Origin of the sequence: Streptomyces antarcticus (genome assembly GCF_026627255.1) — a bacterium.
Lineage (GTDB): Bacteria > Actinomycetota > Actinomycetes > Streptomycetales > Streptomycetaceae > Streptomyces > Streptomyces antarcticus.
Genome location: NZ_JAPNLM010000038.1, coordinates 22,442 through 43,808 on the forward strand (window position 1 = coordinate 22,442; position 21,367 = coordinate 43,808).

Sequence of the window (21,367 nt, forward strand, 5' to 3'; positions counted from 1 at the left end):
CGTGCGGCGCCGCACGGGGCGGCGCCGCACGGGGCCCCGCGGGGTGCCGGGGCTCCGGCCGGCCGGAGCCCCAGGGCCGGCCGGAGTGGGCCGCGGGTGGGCGGTACGGCCCAGTGGTGTGACCATCCGCTGATCCGATTGGGGGATTTGTCCGCCGCGCTCCACCCTTGTCGTCGCTCTGCGTGAACTACGCTCGCAATCCGAAGGCAGCGAGAGGAGCGGATCCGTGACGGATTTCGTCGGGCGGCGGCGTGAGCTCAAGGAGCTGCGCGAGGACATCGCACGGACCGGGCTCGACACCCTCTCGGGCCGGAAGGCCAAGGCCCCCCGGGCGCGGGTGCTGCTCGTCGCCGGGCGGCCCGGCTCCGGGCGCACGGCCCTCGCCGAGGCCTTCGTGCGCGAGATCGCCGAGCAGTACCCCGACGGCGTGCTCCGGACCCGGCTGACCGCGCCCGGAGGGGAGACCGTACCCACCGAGCGCGCCGTCAGGGACCTCCTGGAGGGGCTGGGGCACGCCGCCCCGGCCGGGGCGGGCGAGGACGACCTCAGCTCCGCCCTGCGGACCGCGCTCGCCGGGCGCCGGGCGATTGTCCTGGTCGACGACGCGGCCGACCCGAACCAGGTCGACGCCCTGCTGCCGGACACCCCGGAGTGCCTGGTCGTGGTCACCGCCGAGGGCCCGCTCACGGGCATCCCCGACGTGCGGCCCTGCACCCTCGGCGGACTCGACACCCCCTCCGCCGTGACCATGCTCGCCCAGCACATCGGCGACATCCGGGTCACCGTCGACCCCCGCGCGGCCGAGGCCCTCGCCGAGGAGTGCGGGGGACAGCCGGCCGCGCTCCGCCTCATCGGCGGCTGGCTCGCCGCCCACCCCAAGGCCTCCGTCGTCGACGTGTCCAAGCAGCTGCACGACATGCCGCCCAGCACCGGCGGCCCGCTCGCCCGCGGCTTCCGGCTCGTCTACGAGTCCCTGCCGCAGCCCGCCCAGCGGACGCTGCGGCTGCTGCCGCTCGCCCCCGCCGGCGTGGTCGACTCGCACACCGCCTCCGCCCTCGCCGGGTGCTCGGTGGCCGCCGCCCAGTCCACCCTGGACGACTTCGCCGGGCTGGGCCTCCTGCACTCCTCCCGCGACGGGCTGTTCCTGGTGCCCGGCTGCCTCGCCCCGCTGCTCCAGGCCCTGCTGGAGGCCAAGGAGCGCCCCGCCGAGGTCCAGCTGGCCAGGGCCCGGATGCTGGAGCGCACCGTACGGCTGCTGCACTCCTGCCGGGCCATGGCCGATACGGACGAGGACGGGCCCGTCGGCGGCCCGGAGAAGCTGGACGGGCTGCCGCGCGCCCTGCGGTTCCCCGACCGCCGGGCCGCCGCGACCTGGCTGGACACCCGGCTGCCCGCCCTGTCGGCGGCCGCCACGGTGGCCGTGGCCGACGGCGGGCTGGACACCCTGGCCCGCCGGCTGGTCTCCGGGCTCGTACGTGCCCTGGTCGACCACCGCGGCACCGCCGAGGCCGCCCCCGAGCTGTACGGGCTGCACCGGCTGGTCCTGGACGTCGCCGAGCGCCGCGAACTGCACCGCGAGCAGGCCGCCGCCCTGCTGAACCTGGCCGATCTGGACGCCGAGACCGGCCGGACCCAGGAGGCCCTGGAGCGCTACCGGGCCGCGCTGGCCGCCGGGAAGGCGGCGAACGACCCGTACGCGACCGGCCGCGCGATGGAATCCGTAGGCGGCGCGTACCAGGAGCTCACGGACTGGCACCGGGCCGCCGACTGGTTCGGCCGGGCGCTGTCCCAGGCCCTCGCCCGGGGGGAGCGCGCGGACGAGGCCCGGCTCTACGGGCGGCTCGGAAACGTCCACACCTACGCGGGCCGCTACGGGGACGCGCTGCGCAGCTGGCGGGCCGCCGCGGCGGGCTACCGGAAGCTGGCCGATGTCCCGGGCCAGGCCAAGGCGTTGAGCGAGATGGCGCGGGTCCAGGAATACGCGGGGCGGCCCGAGGAGTCGCTGCACACCTGCCGGGAAGCGGTGGAGCTGGCGCGCAAGGCCGAGGACCAGCGACTTCAGGCCGCACTCCAGGTCCGGCTGGCCGACACGCTGGACCGCCTCGGCGACCCCGCCGCCGCCAGGCTGCACCGGTCCGCAGCCGACAGATTGCTGGGAGATGACCCCGCAGCCTGCGAAATCCGTAGTGCTTCCGACTAAGATTATTCGTTTGCAAGGCTAGACAGCGACTCATCCTTCATTAGACTGGCTCCACCACGTCATCCTGTGGTGCATCCCGTTGCGCGTTCTTGTGGGCGGGTATGTATGGAAGTGACCCGAAAAATCCCCTGAGCCAAGGACCGTGATCGACGATGAAGGTCGGCATCCCCCGCGAGGTCAAGAACAACGAGTTCCGGGTCGCCATCACGCCCGCCGGCGTGCATGAGCTGGTCCGGGGCGGCCACCAGGTCTTCGTCGAGCAGAACGCCGGTGTGGGTTCCTCGATCACGGACGCCGAGTACGTCGCGGCCGGTGCCGAGATCCTCGGCACCGCCGACGAGGTCTGGGCCACCGCCGACCTGCTGCTGAAGGTCAAGGAGCCCATCGCCGAGGAGTACCACCGCCTCCGCAAGGACCAGACCCTCTTCACGTACCTGCACCTGGCGGCCTCCCGCGAGTGCACGGACGCCCTGCTGGAGTCCGGCACCACCGCCATCGCGTACGAGACGGTCGAGCTCGCCAACCGCGCGCTCCCGCTGCTCGCCCCGATGTCCGAGGTCGCGGGCCGCCTGGCCCCCCAGGTCGGCGCGTACCACCTGATGCGCTCGGCCGGCGGCCGCGGCGTCCTCCCGGGCGGCGTCCCCGGCACCTCGGCCGGCGAGGCCGTGGTCATCGGCGGCGGCGTCTCCGGCTGGAACGCGGCGCAGATCGCCATCGGCATGGGCTTCCACGTGACCCTGCTGGACCGCGACATCAACAAGCTCCGCGAGGCCGACAAGATCTTCGGCACGAAGATCCAGACGATCGTCTCCAACGCCTACGAGCTCGAGAAGGCCGTCCTCGCGGCCGACCTCGTCATCGGCGCGGTGCTGATCCCGGGTGCGAAGGCCCCGAAGCTGGTCACCAACGAGCTGGTCTCCCGGATGAAGCCCGGAAGTGTCCTTGTCGACATCGCGATCGACCAGGGCGGCTGCTTCGAGGACTCCCGTCCGACCACCCACGCCGAGCCGACCTTCCAGGTCCACAACTCGGTCTTCTACTGCGTCGCCAACATGCCGGGCGCGGTTCCGAACACCTCCACCTACGCGCTGACGAACGCCACGCTGCCCTACATCGTGCAGCTCGCGAACCTCGGCTGGGTCGAGGCGCTCCGTCGCGACCCGGCGCTCGGTCTGGGCCTCAACACCCATGACGGCCAGGTCGTTTACGGTCCGGTCGCCGACGCGCACGGCCTCCCGACCCTCGAGCTGAGCACCCTGCTCGGCTGAGTCGTCAACGACTGACGTCAATCTCACGTATCCGGCCGGACCTTGCTCGCGAGGTCCGGCCGGAGGCGTTCGCGGCAGGTCTCGCGACCTCGCTCAACTCGCCTCGAACGTAACCCTTTAACCCTTTCGCACACCCGCGAAACTTCGCGGCGACAGCTCGGACGCCCTTGACAGAGAGGTGTTCGGTTGCCGACACATCGTGCCGGGTCCGACGGATTGTGTTGCCGCTGGGCGGTGACACGCCATAGAGTCGCCAACCGTCGGCATGGTGCAACGCTGACCTATCGATAAGTGTCCTGGTCACGTCCGAGGAGGTAAGACGACTTGTGAATGAGTCGACATTTGCTCCTGGGGGTGGTCGCGCAGGGACGCCGGAGCGGGGCCAAGGCCCCGCCGGGCTCGAGGCTGTCGGCTCCGTCGCAGTCCGCACCTTCGCAAACCACCAGCACATGCAGACGCCCCGAAACAGCATGGACGGCCTAGACGTGAACTCCAGGGCCGGCGACCCGAGCGGCGACAAGCCCGTGGGTTTCGCCGACTACGAAAACGTGCCCGAGGGGCACTTCTACGACCCCGACGCGGAGTACGAACCGGACCCCGAGTACGCGGCCACCCTCGCCCCCGACGCTGCCCGCCAGCGCCGTGAGCGGATCGGCCCGACCGGACGCCCGCTCCCGTACTTCCCGATCCCAGGTCCGCTGACCGACCACGGTCCGGCGAAGATCATCGCGATGTGCAACCAGAAGGGCGGCGTGGGCAAGACCACGTCGACCATCAACCTGGGTGCCGCGCTCGCCGAGTACGGGCGCCGCGTGCTGCTCGTCGACTTCGACCCGCAGGGCGCGCTGTCCGTGGGCCTCGGCGTGAACCCGATGGAACTCGACCTGACGGTCTACAACCTGCTCATGGAGCGGGGCATGTCGGCCGACGAGGTGCTGCTGAAGACGGCGGTCCCCAACATGGACCTGCTGCCGAGCAACATCGACCTGTCCGCCGCGGAAGTACAGCTCGTCAGCGAGGTCGCGCGCGAGTCGACCCTCCAGCGGGCCCTGAAGCCCCTGATGGCCGACTACGACTACATGGTGATCGACTGTCAGCCCTCGCTCGGCCTGCTGACCGTGAACGCCCTGACGGCGGCTCACAAGGTCATCGTCCCGCTGGAGTGCGAGTTCTTCGCGCTGCGCGGCGTGGCGCTGCTGACCGAGACCATTGAGAAGGTGCAGGAGCGGCTCAACCCCGAGCTGGAGCTCGACGGCATCCTCGCCACGATGTACGACTCCCGCACGGTGCACAGCCGCGAGGTGCTGGCGCGCGTCGTCGAAGCCTTCGACGACCACGTCTACCACACGGTCATCGGCCGCACGGTGCGCTTCCCGGAGACCACGGTCGCCGGTGAGCCGATCACGACGTACGCCTCCAACTCCGTCGGCGCCGCCGCCTACCGCCAGCTCGCCAGGGAGGTGCTCGCCCGGTGTCACGCCGAGTGAGTCTGCCCGGAGCCGACGAACTGTTCCGTACGACCGGGGGGATGGCCCTCCAGTCGTCCTCGCCGCGGCGGGGGGCCGAGGAGGCGCCCGGAACGGAGCACGCGGCGGCTTCGGCGGAGGGCACGGCGGGGGAGGGGCGCAGCCGGGAGGCGGCGGCCGGAACCGACCCCGTGGTGGGTGCACCCAGGCGGCCGCAGGAAGGTTCTGCCAGCTCCTCGAACGGACCCGCCCAGCCGGGCGGCCGCGGCAAGGGGCAGGGACGGGGCGCCAACCGGCGCCCCAGCGGGCGCGAGCGGCACGACGAGAAGATCACGGTCTACGTCTCCGCCGAAGAGCTCATGGACCTGGAACACGCGCGGCTGGTGCTGCGCGGCGAGCACGGGCTCGCGGTCGACCGTGGCCGTATCGTCCGTGAGGCGGTGGCGGTCGTCCTCGCGGATCTCGAGTCCCGCGGGGACGCGAGCATCCTCGTACGGCGGCTGCGCGGGCGCTGACCCGGTCCTCCGGGCGCGCCCCACCCGCACCCCGCCCCCCCTCCGCACCAGCCTGGACCGCGATGCACCTCCCCGCCGAACCCGGCCAGCCGACCCGCCGCCCCCTGGGGCGCGGTCCCGGAGCCGGGCCGCCCGCGGGGGATCTCGCGGCCGAAGCCGTACGGGAGCCCGCCGCCGAGCCGCCGGACGAGCCGCCCACCGGCCCGCCCGCCGAGCCGCCCGCCGACCTGCCGGATGAGGCCGACCGGGCTCCGGAAGCCCCCGAGGCGCCCGCTGCGGCCCGCGAACCGGCCCCGGGCGGGCCGGGAGCCCCGGCGGCCGCGGAGGCCGCAGACGCCGCCCCAGCGCCTCCTGAGGGCCGTACGGGATCCGGCGGCGGGTCCGGGGCGGCGGGCGACGGCAGGTTCACCCTGCGGCTGGCCAACTTCGAGGGCCCCTTCGACCTGCTGCTCCAGCTGATCTCCCGGCACAAGCTGGACGTCACCGAGGTCGCGCTGTCCCGGGTCACCGACGAGTTCATGGCCCACATCCGGGCCATGGGCCCCGACTGGGACCTCGACCAGACCACCGAGTTCCTCGTGGTCGCCGCCACCCTCCTCGATCTGAAGACCGCCCGGCTGCTGCCGGCCGCCGAGGTGGAGGACGAGGGTGACCTCGCCCTGCTGGAGGCCCGCGACCTGCTCTTCGCGCGCCTGCTCCAGTACCGGGCGTACAAGCGGATCGCGGAGATCTTCGAGGCGCGGGCGGAAGCCGAGGGCAGGCGTTACCCGCGCACCGTGGGCCTGGAGCCGCACCACGCCGAACTGCTGCCCGAGGTGGTCATCGGCATCGGCGCGGAGGGCTTCGCCCGCATCGCCGCCCGCGCCATGCAGCCGAGGGCGGAGCCCCAGGTGTACGTGGACCACATCCACGCGCCGCTGGTCAGCGTGCGCGAACAGGCCGGGCTCGTGGTGCGGATCCTGAAGGCCCGCGGCGAGGCCACCTTCCAGGAGCTCACCGAGGACGCCGGGGACACCCTGACCGTCGTCGCGCGGTTCCTGGCCCTCCTGGAGCTCTACCGGGAGAAGGCCGTGGTCCTGGACCAGGAGGAGGCCCTGGACACCCTGACCGTGCGCTGGACCGGCGGGGACGGCGACGGCATGCCGACGGTGACCGACGAGTTCGACCGGATCGTGGAGGCGAAGGATTGAGCAGCAGCGACGCGGGCCCGCAGGCCCCGGCGGGCGGTACGGGCGCGGTGGCGGCACTGGAGCTGAAGCCCGCCCTGGAGGCCGTCCTGATGGTGGTGGACGAGCCGGCCACCGAGGCGCACCTCGCCAAGGTGCTGGAGCGCGCCCCGGGGGAGGTCGCGCGCGCCCTGCGCGAGCTCGCCGAGGAGTACACGGCCGCCCGCAGGGGCTTCGAGCTCCGGCTCGTCGCCGGAGGGTGGCGCTTCTACACCCGCGCGGACTACGCGCCGGCCGTGGAGGCCTTCGTACTGGACGGCCAGCAGGTCCGGCTCACCCAGGCGGCCCTGGAGACCCTGGCGGTCGTCGCGTACCGGCAGCCGGTGAGCCGGTCGAGGGTCTCCGCGGTCCGCGGAGTCAACTGCGACGGGGTCATGCGGACCCTCCTCCAGCGGGGTCTGGTGGCCGAGGCGGGGACGGAACCCGAAACAGGTGCGATCCTGTACAGGACGACGAACCACTTTTTGGAGCGGATGGGCCTACGCGGCCTGGACGAGCTCCCGGAACTCGCGCCCTTCCTCCCCGAGGCGGACGCGATCGAAGCCGAGACGCAGGAAGGTGTGCCGTCGTTCGATCTGGAGGCACCGTACGCCCCAGAAATGTGAAGACGACGACAAGACGACGGAACTTTGATGCGAAGCAGCGGCAACGGCAACGGTGGCGGCAACAGGAACAGCGGCAGCGGCGGCGGCGGGCGTGGTAGCGCCCGCGGCTCCGGCAGCGGCTCCGGCGGGGGCAGCGGCTCCGGCGGCGGCTACCGCGGCGGCGGCTCGGGCGGGGGCAGCGGCTCCGGCGGCGGCTACCGCGGGGGCTCCAGCGGCTCCAGCGGCTCCAGCGGTGGCTACCGCGGGGGCTCCAGCGGCGGCGGCTCCGGCTCCGGCGGCGGCTACCGGGGTGGCTCCTCCGGCTCCTCCGGCTCCTCCGGCGGCGGCTACCGCGGCGCGGGCGGCTCGCAGGACCGCGACCGCGACCAGGCCCCCCAGCGTCCCCGCAACCCGCGCCCCGAGGAGCGCCGCTACGACGTGGGCCCCGAGGGCGAGCGCAACGGCCGCGGCGGGGCGAAGGCCGGCGGCGGCGGCGCCCGCGGCGCGGCCGACGGCCCCCGCGGCGGCTCCGGTGCCCGTGGCGCCGCGGCGCGCGGTGGCGCCAAGGGCGGCCCCAAGACCTCCAAGACCCCCGGCATCGGCGGGGCCGGCGGCCCGCGCCGCGGCCCGGGCAGCCGCAGCGGCCAGTCCCGTCCGCGCGAGCTGGACGCGCGGATCGAGGAGCGCGTGCGCGACCGGTACGCCGACAAGCCGGTCATCAAGACCCCGAAGACCTTCCCGGGCGCCGAGGAGGAGGGTGAGCGCCTGCAGAAGGTGCTCGCCCGTGCCGGCATGGGCTCGCGCCGCGCCTGCGAGGAACTGATCGAGCAGGCCCGCGTCGAGGTCAACGGCGAGATCGTGCTGGAGCAGGGCAAGCGCGTCCTGCCGAAGGACGAGATCAAGGTGGACGGCCTGACCGTCGCCACCCAGTCGTACCTGTTCTTCGCGCTGAACAAGCCGGCCGGCGTCGTCTCCACCATGGAGGACCCGGACGGCCGCCAGTGCCTCGGTGACTACGTGACCAACCGTGAGACGCGCCTGTTCCACGTCGGCCGCCTCGACACCGAGACCGAGGGCATCATCCTGCTCACCAACCACGGTGAGCTGGCCCACCGCCTCACGCACCCGAAGTACGGCGTGAAGAAGACGTACGTCGCCGCCATCACCGGCCCGCTGCCGCGCGAGATCGGCAAGCGCCTGAAGGACGGCATCGAGCTGGAGGACGGGTACGCCCGCGCCGACCACTTCCGCGTCGTCGACCAGGTCGGCAAGAACTACCTGGTCGAGGTCACCCTCCACGAGGGCCGCAAGCACATCGTGCGCCGCATGATGGCGGAGGCCGGCTTCCCGGTCGAGAAGCTCGTGCGCACCTCCTTCGGCCCGATCGAACTGGGCGACCAGAAGTCCGGCTGGCTGCGCCGCCTGACCAACACCGAGGTCGGCATGCTGATGCGCGAGGTCGGTCTGTAAGGACCGCCCGCTCCCACCGGCTCACGGAGAAGCCCGCAGCGCCCCACGGCGCCGCGGGCTTTTCCCTTGTCCGGGGCCCGTCCGTCCTTTATAGTCAAGTTGACTATTAAAGGGAGGGGGCCCGGAATGAACTGGACCTTGAGCTGGACCGAGGTGCTCGGCTTCGCCACCGGCGCCCTGTGCGTCTGGCTGGTCGCCCGGCAGCACGTCGCCAACTGGCCGATCGGCATCGCCAACAACATCTTCTTCATCGCGCTCTTCACCCAGGCCGGCCTGTACGCCGACGCCGGGCTGCAGATCGTCTTCATCGCCCTCGCCGCGTACGGCTGGTGGTCCTGGACCCACGGGGGTGGACCGGGAACCGAGGGGGCCCTGCCGGTGCGCCGCACCACGCGCGCCGAATGGGTCTGGCTGGCCGCGGCGGGGGCGGTGGGGGTGCTCGGCCTGACCCTGCTGCTCTCACGGGCCACCGACTCGACCGTCCCCTTCTGGGACGCGGCCACGACCGGACTCTCCCTCGCCGCCACCTACGGCCAGTGCCGCAAGCTCGTCGAGTCCTGGTGGCTGTGGATCGCCGCCGACCTGATCTACATCCCCCTGTACGCGTACAAGGAGCTGTACCTGACCGCCCTCCTGTACGTCGGCTTCCTCGCCCTGTGCGTGGCCGGCCTGGCCGGCTGGCGCCGGTCGCTGCCCGCGCCGGCCGCCCGTACGGCCCTGGGGGCGAAGGCGTGAGGCGCTTCGGGCACGGGCTGGTGCTCGGCAAGTTCTACCCGCCGCACGCCGGCCACCACCACCTGGTGCGCACCGCCCAGGACCGCTGCGAGCGGCTGACCGTACTGGTCTGCGCCGCCTCCGTGGAGTCGGTGCCGCTGGCCGACCGGGTCGCCTGGATGCGCGAGGCGCACCCCGGGGCGGAGGTGGTCGGCGCGGTGGACGACATCCCCGTCGACCTGAACGACCCGGCGGTCTGGGAGGCCCACATGGCCGTCTTCCGCGGCGCGGTGCCCGGTCCCGTGGACGCCGTGTTCACCTCGGAGGGATACGGGGCCGAACTCGCCCGCCGGTTCGGCGCCGAGGAGGTCTGCGTGGACCCCGGCCGGACGCTGTTCCCGGTGTCGGGGACGGCCGTACGGGCGGACCCCGCGGCCTGCTGGGACTTCCTCGGGCCGGCCGTACGGGCCTCGCTCGTCCGCAGGGTCGTCGTGCTCGGCGCCGAGTCCACCGGGACGACGACGCTGTCCAGGGCCCTGGCCGCGCACTACCGGCGGCGCGGCGGGGTCTGGGCGGGCACCGGCTGGGTCGCCGAGTACGGCCGCCGGTACAGCGAGGAGAAGCTCGCGGCCGCCCGCGCCGCCGACCCGGACGCCTCCTGGACGGACGTCTCCTTCGCCTCGGAGGAGTTCGCGGTGATCGCCCGGCGCCAGGACGCGGAGGAGGAGCGGGCCGCCCGGCTGGGCTCCCCGGTCCTGATCTGCGACACCGACTCCTTCGCCACCGGGATCTGGCACGAGCGCTACCTCGGCGGCCGCAACGAGGAGGTCGAGGAGACCGCCGCGCTGACCCGCCGGGACCTCTACCTGCTGACCGACCACGCCGACGTGCCCTTCGAGGACGACGGACTGCGCGACGGGCCGCACCTGAGACCGTGGATGACCGGCCGGTTCCGGGAGGAGCTCGAAGCCACCGGGAGGCGGTTCCTCGTCGTACGCGGCGACCCGCGGGAGCGGCTCGCGACGGCCGTGGCCGCCGTGGACGGACTCCTCGCCGAGGGCCGGCACTTCGCCGACCCGCTGCCGGAGGCACGATGAGCGGGGGAGCGCCGCAGGGCTACGACCCGTACGCCTTCGAGCCGTTCGCGGTGACCGTGGACCTCGCGGTCTTCACCGTCCGGGGAGGCCGGATGCACGTGCTGCTGATCCGGCGCGGGCAGGAGCCGTACGAGGGCTCCTGGGCGCTGCCCGGCGGCTTCGTCCTGCCGCGCGAGTCCGCCGAGACGGCCGCCCGCCGGGAGCTGGCCGAGGAGACCGGCCTGCCGGAGGCGGTGGTCGCGGCCCTGCACCTCGAACAGCTGCGCACCTACAGCGAACCGGACCGCGACCCCCGGATGCGGGTGGTCTCGGTCGCCTTCACGGGACTGGTCCCGGACCTGCCGGAGCCGGCGGCCGGAGGCGGCGGAGACGCGGCCCACGCCCGCTGGGTGCCGGTGGGGGAGGCCGCCGGACTGGCCTTCGACCACGCCGTGATCCTGGCGGACGCGCGGGAGCGGGTCGGCGCGAAACTGGAGTACACCTGCCTGGCCACCGCCTTCTGCCCGCCCGAGTTCACCCTCGGCGAGCTCCAGGCCGTCTACGAGACCGTCTGGGACGCCACCGTCGACCGCCCGAACTTCCGCCGCAAGGTCCTGGCCACCCCCGGCTTCGTGGAGGCCGTACCCGGCGCCGCCCGGCTCACCGGCGGCCGCGGCAAGCCCGCCGCGCTCTACCGGCCCGGACCGGCGACCACCCTGCACCCGCCCCTGCTCCGCCCCTCGGAAGGACACCCCCGATGACGACGACCACGAAACGAGCGGCGACGGGCGCCCTCATCGGCCTCGCGCTGGGCGACGCCCTGGGCTTCCCCACCGAGTTCAACGACGTCCCGTCGATCCTCGCGAAGACCGGCCCGTGGCGCGAGATGAAGCTGCCCCGCCCGGCGATCGTCACCGACGACACCCAGATGACCCTCGCCCTGGCCCGCGGCATACGGACCGCCGCCGAACGCGGCCGCGTCGGCCCGCTGCGCCTGGCGCGGCCGGTCCGCGAGGAGTTCGTCGACTGGTACCACTCCCCGGAGAACAACCGCGCCCCCGGCCGGACCTGCCTGACGGCCTGCCGGCTGCTCGACCACCCCGACCGGGACTGGCGCGAGGCCAGCCAGCTCGGCTCCAAAGGCTGCGGCGCGAACATGCGCGTGGCCCCGGTCGGGCTGGTGCCCGGCTGGACCGAGGAGGAGCGGGCCGGCGCGGCCCAGCTCCAGTCGGCCCTGACCCACGGCCACCCGACGGCGCTGGCCGCCTCCGACCTGACCGCGCGGACGGTGTACCTGCTGGCCCGGGGCATCGAGGTGACCGGGCTGGTCGGGCAACTGCGCTCGTACGCCCTGGAGAACCGCACCCGCTACCACGAGCGCTGGCTCGGCGACCTCTGGACGCGGACCTCCTCGGACACCTCCGCGGAGTCCTTCATCGCCCGGGGCTGGGACGAGTGCCTGGGCGTCCTGGACCGCGTGGCGGCCGCCCTGCGCACCCCCTCCCCGGAGACCGACCCCTGCCTGACGACGGGCGACGGCTGGATCGCCGAGGAGGCCTTCGCCACGGCCCTGCAGTGCTTCCTGCTCTTCCCGGACGAGCCGCTCACGGCCCTGCGCCGTGCGGCTTGCACGGCCGGCGACTCCGACTCCATCGCCTGCCTGGCCGGCGCCTTCGCGGGCGCCCACCTCGGCGCGGACGCCTGGCCGAGCGAGTGGGAGGGCCGCATCGAGTACCGCGACGAGCTCCTGGCCTTCGGCACCCTCTGGGACGCGTGACCCGGTGATGGACACGACCGGCCTCGACCTGGCCCCCGTCGTGGCCGAGCAGCCCGATCCGCTGCTCTTCGCCACCGTGTCGGGCGCCCACCTGTACGGATTCCCCTCCCGGGACTCCGACGTCGACCTGCGCGGCGTCCACGTCCTGCCGCCCCGCGCCCTGCTCGGCCTGCGGGAGCCGGAGGAGACCCGCACCCGCATGTGGGACGACGACGGCGTGGAGATGGACCTCGTCACGCACGACCTGCGCAAGTTCGTCCGCCTGATGCTGAACCGCAACGGCTACGTCCTGGAGCAGCTGCTGTCCCCGCTGGTGGTGCACACGACCCCGGCGCACGAGGAGCTGGTGTCCCTGGCCCCCGGGGTGCTCACCTCCCACCACGCCCACCACTACCGGGGTTTCGCCAACACCCAGTGGCGGCTGTTCGAGAAGACGGCCGAACTCAAACCGCTGCTCTACTCCTTCCGGGCCCTGCTCACCGGCATCCACCTGATGCGCTCGGGCGAGGTCCAGGCGCACCTGCCGACCCTGCTCGACGAGGTGCCGGAGGCCCCCGGCTACCCGGTCGCGCTGATCGACGCCAAGGCGGCCGCCGAGCACGGGGACTACGGGAGCTGTGGAGGCCCGGCCCCGGAGACGCTGCGCCGGGACTTCGAGGCGCTCCACGCGGTGCTGGACGCGGCCCGGGGTGCTTGCGCCCTGCCGGAGCAGCCGACGGCGTACGACGCGCTGGACGAGTTCGTCGTACGCCGACGGGTGGCCGCGCCGGAGGGGTGACGGGGCGCAGAGGTGAGGGGGCGCAGGGGTGAGGGGGCGCAGGGGTGAGGGGGCGCAGGGGTGAGGGGGCGCAGGGGTGAGGGGGCGCAGGGGTGAGACAGGGCGGCGTCGGGTTCAGCGGGGCGGTGCGGGCCCGTCGGTGCCGTACCGGGCGGCCGAGGCGCGGCGGGTGCGGAGCAGGAAGTCCGCGACGCGGGCCTCGTCCGGTTCCCCGGGCAGCGGCGTGCCGGCCAGGGCGGACGCGGTCTCCTCGGTGAGGCGGGCCATCCAGGCGTCGACCTCGTCCCAGGTGAGCTCCCCGCGGCGGACCGCCAGGAGGCGGTCCCGCCGCGGCCCCGCGTCGATGGTCAGGCGTCCCGTGCGCAGCAGGTCCCGGCAGGACAGGAGCAGGCGCAGCAGGTGCATGGCGTGCTTCCAGCGCGGGGCGCCGTGGACGCGGACGTCCGCGAGGAGCTTGCCGCGCTGGGATTCGGCGTACCGGCTGAAGCTGGTGTGGGCCCGGCGGGAGAGGAAGGCGCCCCGGAGGGAGAGGAGTTCCTCTCCGACCGGGGTGACCTCTTCCACCAGGGGGGAGTGCAGGCACTCCAGGATGTTCGGGTTGGCGCGCAGTGCGAGCTCGCAGAAGCGCTCCAGCTCCCAGGAGAACTCCTCGTCCCGGGGGCCCTCCACGTGCGTGGGGGGCTTGTCGAAGCGCCAGAACAGCGGCGTCGGGGCGAGGTAGACACCGCGCAGGTCGGTGTCGCTCGCCTCGGTCGCCAGTCCGAACGCCCGGGAGCCCATCACACAGCGGTAGACCGTGTGGTCCCGCACCAGCGTCAGATCGTCCATCCGGGGAGCCTAGGCGGGGGCCTGCGCTCAGGCGAGCGAGATGTTGCCGTCCGCCGCCACGGTGATCTTCTTCTCGGTCAGCGAGTGGGTGGCGGGGCCCTTCGTCACCGCGCCGTCCGTGTCCTTGAACTTGCTGTCGTGGCAGGGGCAGTCGATGGTGCCGTCCGCCACCTTGTTCACCAGGCAGCCCGAGTGGGTGCAGACCGCCGAGAAGCAGCGGTACTCGCCGGCCGTGGGCTGGGTGATCACCAGCTTCTCGTCCTTGAGCACCTTGCCGCCGCCGACGGGAACCTCCGTCGCCTTGGCGAGCGCCTTGACGGCCCCGGCGGGTGCGGAGGCCGCCGCGGACGGCGCGGCGGCGCTGCCGGGCTCGCTGACGGGCTTCGGCTCGGAGTCGCCGCCGCAGGCGGCGAGCGCGCCTCCTGCCAGGGTGGCCGCGCCTGCCGCCAACACGGTGCGCCGGGCGGTACGCGTGGGGTCGCTCATGACTGTCTCCTCGCTCTGTGGCCGGATGGCGTGCAGCATCCTGGCCTGTGGCGGGCTCCGGGGCGGAGTCCGCCGCGCCGATTCAGGTACCCGGCTGCCATGGGGCCAGTGAGGCAGGACTGCCGGGAGTGCGTATGACTTCCCACACGCGGATCACGGCCTCCCGGTTCAACGGGCCGTGGACGTGCGGGTAGCGGCCCTCGGAATCACCCTCCCGGACGTCCGCCGTCAGGGCCGCTTCGTCGAGCTCCACCGCGAGCAGAGTCCCCCGCACCCCGCGGTAGTGCGCGTCGGCGATCGCCAGCACGGTCGGGCGGTCCGCCGAACAGTGCACGAAACCCTCGGAGGCGAGCGAGGGCGGGGCGTACGCAAGGCCGGGCGCGGCCGCCCAGTCGGCGAGCGGGACGATGTGGAAGATCATGTCCACCGTTCTACCGGAGCGGTGGCCGGAGCCGTCGCGGGGGCGTGCGCCAAGTGGCGGCGCCGTCCTCGCCGGGTGACATTGTCGGTGTCTCGAAGCCGGGTACGCCGCTGTCCGCGCGACCCGGTCCCTCTTCGAAAGGCACCACCATGGCGGGTAACGACCTCGGCTCTCTTCTCGGCGGCCTCCTCGGCGGCGGCAGCGGCGGCGGCCAGGGCGGTGGCAGAGGTGGCGGCAACATCCTCGGATCGCTGCTCGGCGCCCTCGGCGCCCTCGGCGGCGGCGGCGCGGGCGGCGCGGCGGGCGCCCAGGCGGGCGGCGGGAACAACCCGCTGGGCGGCCTGATGGACATGCTGACCAAGTCGGGACTGGCCGACCAGGCCCAGTCCTGGGTCGGCACCGGCGAGAACAAGGCGGTCAGCGGCGCCCAGATCGCCGAGGCGCTGCCCGACGAGACCCTCCAGAAGGTCGCCGAGCAGGCGGGCGTCACCCCGGAGAAGGCCGCCGACGAGATCGCCAAGTCGCTGCCCCAGGCCGTCGACAAGCTGACCCCGGACGGACAGGTGCCCTCGGGCTCGCTGGAGGACATCATCCGGCAGCAGAAGCTCTGACCGGCGCCGGCCGCGAGGGCCCGGCCGCCGTCCCGAGGGACGGGCGCCGGGCCCTCGCTCGGCGGGCGGTGGCTACCCTGGCCGGGCAGTGCCCCCGCCGTGCCGTACGCAACCCTGGAGCGCCCCGTGAGAACCGCCGTCGTCATCGGAACCGGACTGATCGGCACCTCGGCGGCGCTCGCCCTGACCGCCCGCGGGATCACCGTCCACCTCGTCGACCACGATCCGGCCCAGGCCCGTACCGCGGCCGCGCTCGGCGCCGGCACCGACGAGGCCCTCGACGGCCAGGTGGACCTCGCCGTCGTCGCGGTGCCGCCGGCCCACGTCGCCACGACCCTGGCGGACGTGATCGGACGCGGGGTCGCGCGGGCGTACGTGGACGTGGCAAGCGTCAAGGGCGGGCCGCGCCGGGAGCTGGCCGGGCTGGGCGTGGACGTGACCGCGTACATCGGCACCCACCCGATGGCCGGCAAGGAGCGCTCCGGGCCCCTCGCCGCGACGGCCGACCTCTTCGAGGGGCGCCCGTGGGTGCTCACCCCGACCCGGGACACCGACCACGAGGTGCTCAACCTGGCGCTGGAACTGGTGGCGCTGTGCCGGGCCGTGCCGGTGGTGATGGACGCGGACGCGCACGACCGGGCGGTGGCCCTGGTCTCGCACACCCCGCAGCTGGTGTCGAGCATGGTCGCGGCCCGCCTGGAGGACGCCGACGAGACGGCCGTCCGGCTCTGCGGGCAGGGGATCCGGGACGTGACGCGGATCGCGGCCTCCGATCCGCGGATGTGGCTGGAGATCCTCTCCGCGAACCCGGGACCGGTCGCCGACGTCCTCTCCGGGATCGCCGCCGACCTCGCGGAGACCGTGGAGGCCCTGCGGGGCCTGCAGTCGGCCGACGAGGAGAAGCGGCGCGGCGGAGCCGCGGGCATCGAGGACGTGCTGCGGCGCGGGAACGCCGGCCGGGTACGGGTGCCGGGCAAGCACGGCGCGGCGCCGACGGTGTACGAGACCGTGGCCGTCCTGATCAGCGACCAGCCGGGCGAGCTGGCCCGCATCTTCGCCGACGCCGGGCGGGCGGGGGTCAACATCGAGGACGTACGGATCGAGCACGCGACGGGCCAGCAGGCCGGGCTCGTCCAGCTGATGGTGGAGCCGCGGGCGGTGGCCGGGCTGACGGCCGAGCTGCGGGACCGCGGCTGGGCCCTGCGCCAGCAGTAGGCGGCCGGGCCGCGGCCGCCCGGGTACGGTCCACCGGCCCGTACCACCGGCCCGCGGCCGCCCTGAAGGGCCGCCCGGAGGGTCCGGATCCGCCGGGCGGGGACGGGGGGTGCCGGGGCCCGGTAACCTGGGGAGGGGCGCTTTTGGCGCGCCCGGACAGCACCAGCAACCAGGAAGGTGCCCGCACCGTGGAAACCGTAGCTCCGTCCGCCGTGATCGTCGCCATCGACGGTCCCTCCGGCACGGGCAAGTCCAGCACCTCCAAGGCCGTGGCCGCCAAGCTCGGGCTGCGCTACCTGGACACCGGCGCCCAGTACCGGGCCATCACCTGGTGGATGATCACCAACGGCGTCGACACCGACGACCCGCAGGCCATCGCGGTCGCCGCGGGCAAGCCCGCCATACTCTCGGGCACCGACCCGCACGCCCCCACGATCACCGTGGACGGCCTGGACGCCGCCGGCCCCATCCGCACCAAGGAGGTCACCTCCAAGGTCAGCGCCGTCAGCGCCGTCCCCGAGGTGCGCACCCTGATCACCGCGCTCCAGCGCTCCATCGCCGCCGCGGCGGCGACGGGGATCGTCGTCGAAGGCCGGGACATCGGCACCACCGTCCTGCCCGACGCCGACCTCAAGATCTTCCTGACCGCCTCCGCCGAGGCGCGCGCCGCGCGCCGCAGCGGCGAGCTCCGCGGCAAGGAGGCCGCGGACCTCGCGGCCACCAAGGAGGCGCTGATCAAGCGCGACGCCGCCGACTCCGGCCGCAAGACCTCTCCGCTGGCCAAGGCCGACGACGCCGTCGAGGTGGACACCACCGACCTCACGCTCGACCAGGTCATCGAATGCGTCGTCACGCTGGTGGCGGAGCGGCAGCACCGGTACACCGCCGCCAACGCCGGGAACGGGCGGTCCGCAAGTGAGTGAAGCGCCCTCCCCCAAGGGTGCGGCGGTCGGCAGGCGCATCGGCATCGGGCTCATGTACGGGCTGTGGAAGCCGCGCGTCCTGGGGGCCTGGAAGGTGCCCGTCTCGGGCCCCGTCATCCTCGCCGTGAACCACTCCCACAACATCGACGGCCCGATGGTGATGGGCACCGCGCCGCGGCCGCTGCACTTCCTGATCAAGAAGGAGGCCTACGTCGGCCCCCTCGGCCCCTTCCTCAACGGGATCGGGCAGGTCAGGGTCGACCGCGGCGGAGCCGACCGCACCGCGATAGGGCGCGCCCTCGGCGTGCTGGACCAGGGCGGAGCACTGGGGATCTTCCCCGAGGGCTCCCGGGGCGAGGGCGACTTCGCCTCGCTGCGCGCGGGACTCGCGTACTTCGCGGTCCGCAGCGGCGCCCCCGTCGTGCCGGTGGCCGTCCTCGGCAGCGGCGACACCCCGGGACGCCTCGTCAAGGGGCTCCCGGCCTTGAAGAGCCGGGTCGACGTCGTCTTCGGCTCGGCCTTCGACGCGGGGGACGGCAGTGGCCGCCGGACCCGTGGCGCGCTGGACGAGGCCACCGTACGCATCCAGGACCGGCTGACCGCCCACCTGGCGGATGCCAAGCGCCTCACCGGGCGCTGAGCGAGACTTGACCCAGTAGTGGAACCGCGCTGCGCGGGGGCCACCGATCACCACGAACGACGAGGAACGGACTTCATGAACGACCAGCAAGACCAAGGAGCACTTGGCGACGCCGAGTACGCGGAGTTCATGGAGCTCGCCGCGGAAGAGGGCTTCGACATCGAGGACGTCGAAGGCGCGCTCGAGGAGGCCGCTTCCGGCCCCCTCCCCGTCCTCGCCGTCGTGGGCCGGCCCAATGTCGGCAAGTCGACCCTGGTGAACCGGATCATCGGCCGCCGCGAGGCGGTCGTGGAGGACAAGCCCGGCGTCACCCGTGACCGCGTCACGTACGAGGCCGAATGGGCCGGCCGCCGCTTCAAGGTCGTCGACACCGGCGGCTGGGAGCAGGACGTCCTCGGCATCGACGCCTCCGTCGCCGCCCAGGCCGAGTACGCCATCGAGGCCTGCGACGCCGTCGTCTTCGTCGTCGACGCCAAGGTCGGCGCCACCGACACCGACGAGGCCGTCGTCCGGCTGCTGCGCAAGGCCGGCAAGCCCGTCGTGCTGTGCGCCAACAAGGTCGACGGCCAGAGCGGCGAGTCCGACGCGGCCTCCCTGTGGTCGCTGGGCCTCGGCCTGCCGCACCCGGTCTCCTCGCTGCACGGCCGCGGTACGGGCGACATGCTCGACGCCGTCCTGGAGGCGCTCCCGGACGCGCCCGCGCAGACCTTCGGCACCCCGGTCGGCGGCCCGCGCCGCATCGCGCTGATCGGCCGCCCGAACGTCGGCAAGTCCTCGCTGCTCAACAAGGTCGCGAAGGAGGACCGTGTCGTCGTCAACGAGATGGCCGGCACCACCCGCGACCCGGTCGACGAGCTGATCCAGCTCGGCGGCGTCACCTGGAAGTTCATCGACACGGCGGGCATCCGCAAGAAGGTGCACCTCCAGCAGGGCGCCGACTACTACGCCTCCCTGCGCACGGCCGCCGCCGTGGAGAAGGCGGAGGTCGCGGTCATCCTGATCGACTCGACCGAGAACATCAGCGTCCAGGACCAGCGCATCATCACCATGGCCGTCGAGGCGGGCCGCGCGATCGTCATCGCCTACAACAAGTGGGACGACCTCGACGAGGAGCGCCGCTACTACCTCGAGCGCGAGATCGAGACCGAGATGCAGCAGGTCGCCTGGGCGCCCCGGGTGAACGTCTCGGCGCTCACCGGCCGCCACATGGAGAAGCTGGTCCCGGCGATCGAGACCGCCCTCGCGGGCTGGGAGACGCGCGTCCCGACGGGCCGCCTGAACGCCTTCCTCGGCGAGATCGTCGCCGCCCACCCGCACCCGGTCCGCGGCGGCAAGCAGCCCCGCATCCTGTTCGGTACGCAGGCGGGCAGCAAGCCCCCGCGGTTCGTCCTCTTCGCCTCCGGCTTCCTGGAGCACGGCTACCGGCGCTTCGTCGAGCGCCGTCTGCGCGAGGAGTTCGGCTTCGAGGGCACCCCGATCCACATCTCGGTGCGGGTGCGCGAGAAGCGCGGCGCCCAGCACAAGAAGAAGTAACAGCGCCGCGGAGCGCTGAGTGCCGCCGGGGTCAGTAGCCCCGGCGCGGAGCGGGCGGCAGGGCCGCCGGGATGTGCGTCATTCCGGTCTGGTGCTGCCGCCCGTTCGTGTAGGCGGGGCCGCCGGCGTACGAGTACGCGGGCTGCGGCTGGGGGACGGACGGGGGCTGCCAGCCGTCCGTCTGCTGCCAGGCGGACCCGCTCCAGCCGCCGTACGAGCTGCCGCCCGTGTACCCGCCGCCGTACGAGAACGCCGTGAAGCCGAGGTCCTCCTCGCCCGTGCGGTCGCCCGGAAGGGCCCGGAAGGAGCGCAGGTACTCGGAGTACAGCGCGTCGTAGATCGGGGTGTGCGAGGCGGCCGGAGCGCTGTCCCGGTCCCATACGGGGCGCATCGGGGAGACGGTGCTCGGATAGGACGGGGCGCGGGAGGAGTCGTATGAATGCACGTATCAGCCAACGAAACCGGCGCCCTGCGGATGCGGGGTGAGGGGCGCGAAAACGCAGATCGCCGGGGGTGCGCGGGACGGACCGCGCACCCCCGGCGCACGCCGCCCGGCCCCCTCGGCGGGAGTCCGGTGGCCGTTCCGGCGGCAGGGAGGGCGTCAGGCGCCCGGGGTACCGGCCAGGGGCATCGAGGCGGCCACCAGCTTGCCCGCGGCGGCGGCCTTGTCCAGCGCGTCGCGCAGCAGGTCCTCGCGGGGCTGCTGCCCGATGGAGCCGACCGGGGCCGCGTAGATGAGCACGCGCTGCGTCTTGTTGACGGCGGCCCGCCAGCCGTCGGTGACCGACAGGGCCTGGTGCGCCTGCCACCAGGAGACCGGACGGCCGCCGTCGAGGCCCGGCTGCAGCACGGCGTGCAGCTGGCCCGCGGCGAGCAGGACCGACCAGCCGGCGAGTCCGGCGGGGAGCTCGGAGGTGTCCGTGACCGGGATGAAGCCCTGCTCGATGAGGAGCGGGAGGAAGTCGTCGCCGGGGCCGTCGCTGCCGGGGCGGGCGATCGGCGCGGTGGGCTCGACGACCAGGGCCGGGTGTAGCTCGCCGCCGATCAGGACCAGGCCGCTGGTGATGCCGAGGACGGCCTGTCCGCCCGGGGCGTTCTGCGGGACGCCCGCGGGGGCGGGGGCCGGGCTGTCACCGGTGATGCTGGCGACCGCGCCCTGGAGCTGCTCCTCGGAGACGGTGACGACCTGAGAGGGGATGCAGGTGGCGTGCGCGAAGGCCAGGACGGCCGTCTCCTCGCCGACGAACAGCACCGTGCTGGTGGGGTCGCTCTGCGGGTCTCCCGGGGTGCGGCAGGAGGTGCAGTCGTAACTGCGCGGCGCATCGTCGCCGACGAGCAGCCTGTCGGCTTCTTCGTCACCGATCTCGGCACGTACCTCATCACTGACGTCGAGCATGGGCGGCACGGGGTGGCTCCTCGGCATAGGTGCGGCGGGCCGGGGAGTTCCCGGCTCGCCGGGCTCAACGGCCGAGCGGCGGCCGGGGTCACGCCATTGGAGGGAACGGATTCGAACCCGGCCCCCGGAGGGGTGAACCAGCCGCCGGGCGCTTCGTATCCGTGGCAACTCTTTCCCGGTTGTGCGCAGTTGGTGGGCGATGCTGTTCGTTTCGGGGCGTGGGGCGCGTCGGCCGACCGG

The 21,367-nt window shown here is 73.5% G+C and carries 22 protein-coding genes; 17 read left to right on the forward strand and 5 right to left on the reverse strand.

Features of this window, described 5'->3' with window-relative positions:
- Positions 1–226: 226 nt before the first annotated feature.
- The 12 genes from OTB16_RS34990 (at position 227) to OTB16_RS35045 (ending at position 13,074) form a co-directional block, all read left to right on the forward strand.
- Complete coding sequence (locus OTB16_RS34990; RefSeq protein ID WP_267726400.1) at positions 227–2,200, forward strand: tetratricopeptide repeat protein; 1,974 nt, start codon at positions 227–229, stop codon at positions 2,198–2,200.
- Between the two features lie 152 nt (positions 2,201–2,352).
- Positions 2,353–3,468, forward strand: coding sequence for an alanine dehydrogenase (gene ald, locus OTB16_RS34995; protein ID WP_267726402.1), 1,116 nt, complete (start codon positions 2,353–2,355; stop codon positions 3,466–3,468).
- Positions 3,469–3,794: 326 nt separating this feature from the next.
- Positions 3,795–4,955 carry a ParA family protein gene (locus OTB16_RS35000; RefSeq protein WP_267726404.1) on the forward strand — a complete coding sequence of 387 codons (1,161 nt, stop codon included), beginning with the start codon at positions 3,795–3,797 and terminating at the stop codon, positions 4,953–4,955.
- The gene (locus OTB16_RS35005; protein WP_267726406.1) at positions 4,940–5,449 is read left to right on the forward strand and encodes a hypothetical protein; all 510 of its coding nucleotides are present in this window, start codon (positions 4,940–4,942) and stop codon (positions 5,447–5,449) included. The genes OTB16_RS35000 and OTB16_RS35005 overlap by 16 nt, the downstream gene beginning before the upstream one ends.
- Positions 5,450–5,511: 62 nt before the next feature.
- Positions 5,512–6,639: a segregation and condensation protein A gene (locus OTB16_RS35010; protein ID WP_267726408.1), complete on the forward strand. Its 1,128-nt coding sequence runs from the start codon at positions 5,512–5,514 to the stop codon at positions 6,637–6,639.
- A complete protein-coding gene (scpB, locus tag OTB16_RS35015) occupies positions 6,636–7,280 on the forward strand; it encodes an SMC-Scp complex subunit ScpB (RefSeq protein ID WP_267726410.1) in 645 nt (214 codons plus the stop codon). Before OTB16_RS35010 ends, scpB begins: the two co-directional genes overlap by 4 nt.
- Before the next feature lie 27 nt (positions 7,281–7,307).
- Positions 7,308–8,729, forward strand: a complete 1,422-nt coding sequence (locus OTB16_RS35020) for a pseudouridine synthase (protein WP_267726412.1) — start codon at positions 7,308–7,310, stop codon at positions 8,727–8,729.
- 126 nt (positions 8,730–8,855) lie between these two features.
- The gene (gene pnuC / locus OTB16_RS35025) at positions 8,856–9,464 is read left to right on the forward strand and encodes a nicotinamide riboside transporter PnuC (RefSeq protein ID WP_267726414.1); all 609 of its coding nucleotides are present in this window, start codon (positions 8,856–8,858) and stop codon (positions 9,462–9,464) included.
- Positions 9,461–10,540: an AAA family ATPase gene (locus OTB16_RS35030; protein ID WP_267726416.1), complete on the forward strand. Its 1,080-nt coding sequence runs from the start codon at positions 9,461–9,463 to the stop codon at positions 10,538–10,540. The genes pnuC and OTB16_RS35030 overlap by 4 nt, the downstream gene beginning before the upstream one ends.
- Positions 10,537–11,280 carry an NUDIX hydrolase gene (locus tag OTB16_RS35035; RefSeq protein WP_267726418.1) on the forward strand — a complete coding sequence of 248 codons (744 nt, stop codon included), beginning with the start codon at positions 10,537–10,539 and terminating at the stop codon, positions 11,278–11,280. The genes OTB16_RS35030 and OTB16_RS35035 overlap by 4 nt, the downstream gene beginning before the upstream one ends.
- A complete protein-coding gene (locus OTB16_RS35040) occupies positions 11,277–12,296 on the forward strand; it encodes an ADP-ribosylglycohydrolase family protein (RefSeq protein WP_267726420.1) in 1,020 nt (339 codons plus the stop codon). The genes OTB16_RS35035 and OTB16_RS35040 overlap by 4 nt, the downstream gene beginning before the upstream one ends.
- Positions 12,297–12,303: 7 nt before the next feature.
- Positions 12,304–13,074 carry a nucleotidyltransferase domain-containing protein gene (locus OTB16_RS35045; protein ID WP_420717864.1) on the forward strand — a complete coding sequence of 257 codons (771 nt, stop codon included), beginning with the start codon at positions 12,304–12,306 and terminating at the stop codon, positions 13,072–13,074.
- 114 nt (positions 13,075–13,188) lie between these two features.
- Here OTB16_RS35045 and OTB16_RS35050 read toward each other — a convergent pair whose 3' ends face one another.
- From OTB16_RS35050 to OTB16_RS35060, 3 genes are all read right to left on the reverse strand, one after another.
- A complete protein-coding gene (locus OTB16_RS35050) occupies positions 13,189–13,902 on the reverse strand; it encodes a nucleotidyltransferase domain-containing protein (RefSeq protein WP_267726424.1) in 714 nt (237 codons plus the stop codon).
- Between the two features lie 27 nt (positions 13,903–13,929).
- Positions 13,930–14,388: a Rieske (2Fe-2S) protein gene (locus OTB16_RS35055; protein WP_267726426.1), complete on the reverse strand. Its 459-nt coding sequence runs from the start codon at positions 14,386–14,388 to the stop codon at positions 13,930–13,932.
- An 82-nt stretch (positions 14,389–14,470) separates the two neighbouring features.
- On the reverse strand, positions 14,471–14,809 hold the full coding sequence (locus OTB16_RS35060; RefSeq protein ID WP_267726428.1) for a DUF952 domain-containing protein: 339 nt from the start codon (positions 14,807–14,809) through the stop codon (positions 14,471–14,473).
- Between the two features lie 149 nt (positions 14,810–14,958).
- Here OTB16_RS35060 and OTB16_RS35065 point away from each other — a divergent pair, with 149 nt between their 5' ends.
- From OTB16_RS35065 to der, 5 genes are all read left to right on the forward strand, one after another.
- A complete protein-coding gene (locus OTB16_RS35065) occupies positions 14,959–15,420 on the forward strand; it encodes a YidB family protein (protein WP_267726430.1) in 462 nt (153 codons plus the stop codon).
- A 126-nt stretch (positions 15,421–15,546) separates the two neighbouring features.
- Positions 15,547–16,635, forward strand: a complete 1,089-nt coding sequence (locus tag OTB16_RS35070; RefSeq protein ID WP_267726433.1) for a prephenate dehydrogenase — start codon at positions 15,547–15,549, stop codon at positions 16,633–16,635.
- A gap of 188 nt (positions 16,636–16,823) precedes the next feature.
- Positions 16,824–17,558, forward strand: a complete 735-nt coding sequence (cmk, locus tag OTB16_RS35075; protein ID WP_267726435.1) for a (d)CMP kinase — start codon at positions 16,824–16,826, stop codon at positions 17,556–17,558.
- A 52-nt stretch (positions 17,559–17,610) separates the two neighbouring features.
- Positions 17,611–18,198 (forward strand): lysophospholipid acyltransferase family protein, encoded by a 588-nt coding sequence (locus OTB16_RS35080; RefSeq protein WP_384130113.1) that lies wholly within the window; start codon positions 17,611–17,613, stop codon positions 18,196–18,198.
- A gap of 75 nt (positions 18,199–18,273) precedes the next feature.
- Entirely contained in the window at positions 18,274–19,731 is a 1,458-nt protein-coding gene (gene der / locus OTB16_RS35085) for a ribosome biogenesis GTPase Der (RefSeq protein ID WP_267726438.1), read from the forward strand.
- A 31-nt stretch (positions 19,732–19,762) separates the two neighbouring features.
- Here der and OTB16_RS35090 read toward each other — a convergent pair whose 3' ends face one another.
- Together OTB16_RS35090 and OTB16_RS35095 are read right to left on the reverse strand one after the other, a co-directional pair.
- Complete coding sequence (locus tag OTB16_RS35090) at positions 19,763–20,176, reverse strand: hypothetical protein (RefSeq protein WP_267726440.1); 414 nt, start codon at positions 20,174–20,176, stop codon at positions 19,763–19,765.
- A 156-nt stretch (positions 20,177–20,332) separates the two neighbouring features.
- Positions 20,333–21,136, reverse strand: coding sequence for a hypothetical protein (locus OTB16_RS35095; RefSeq protein ID WP_383906624.1), 804 nt, complete (start codon positions 21,134–21,136; stop codon positions 20,333–20,335).
- Between the last annotated feature and the right edge of the window lie 231 nt (positions 21,137–21,367).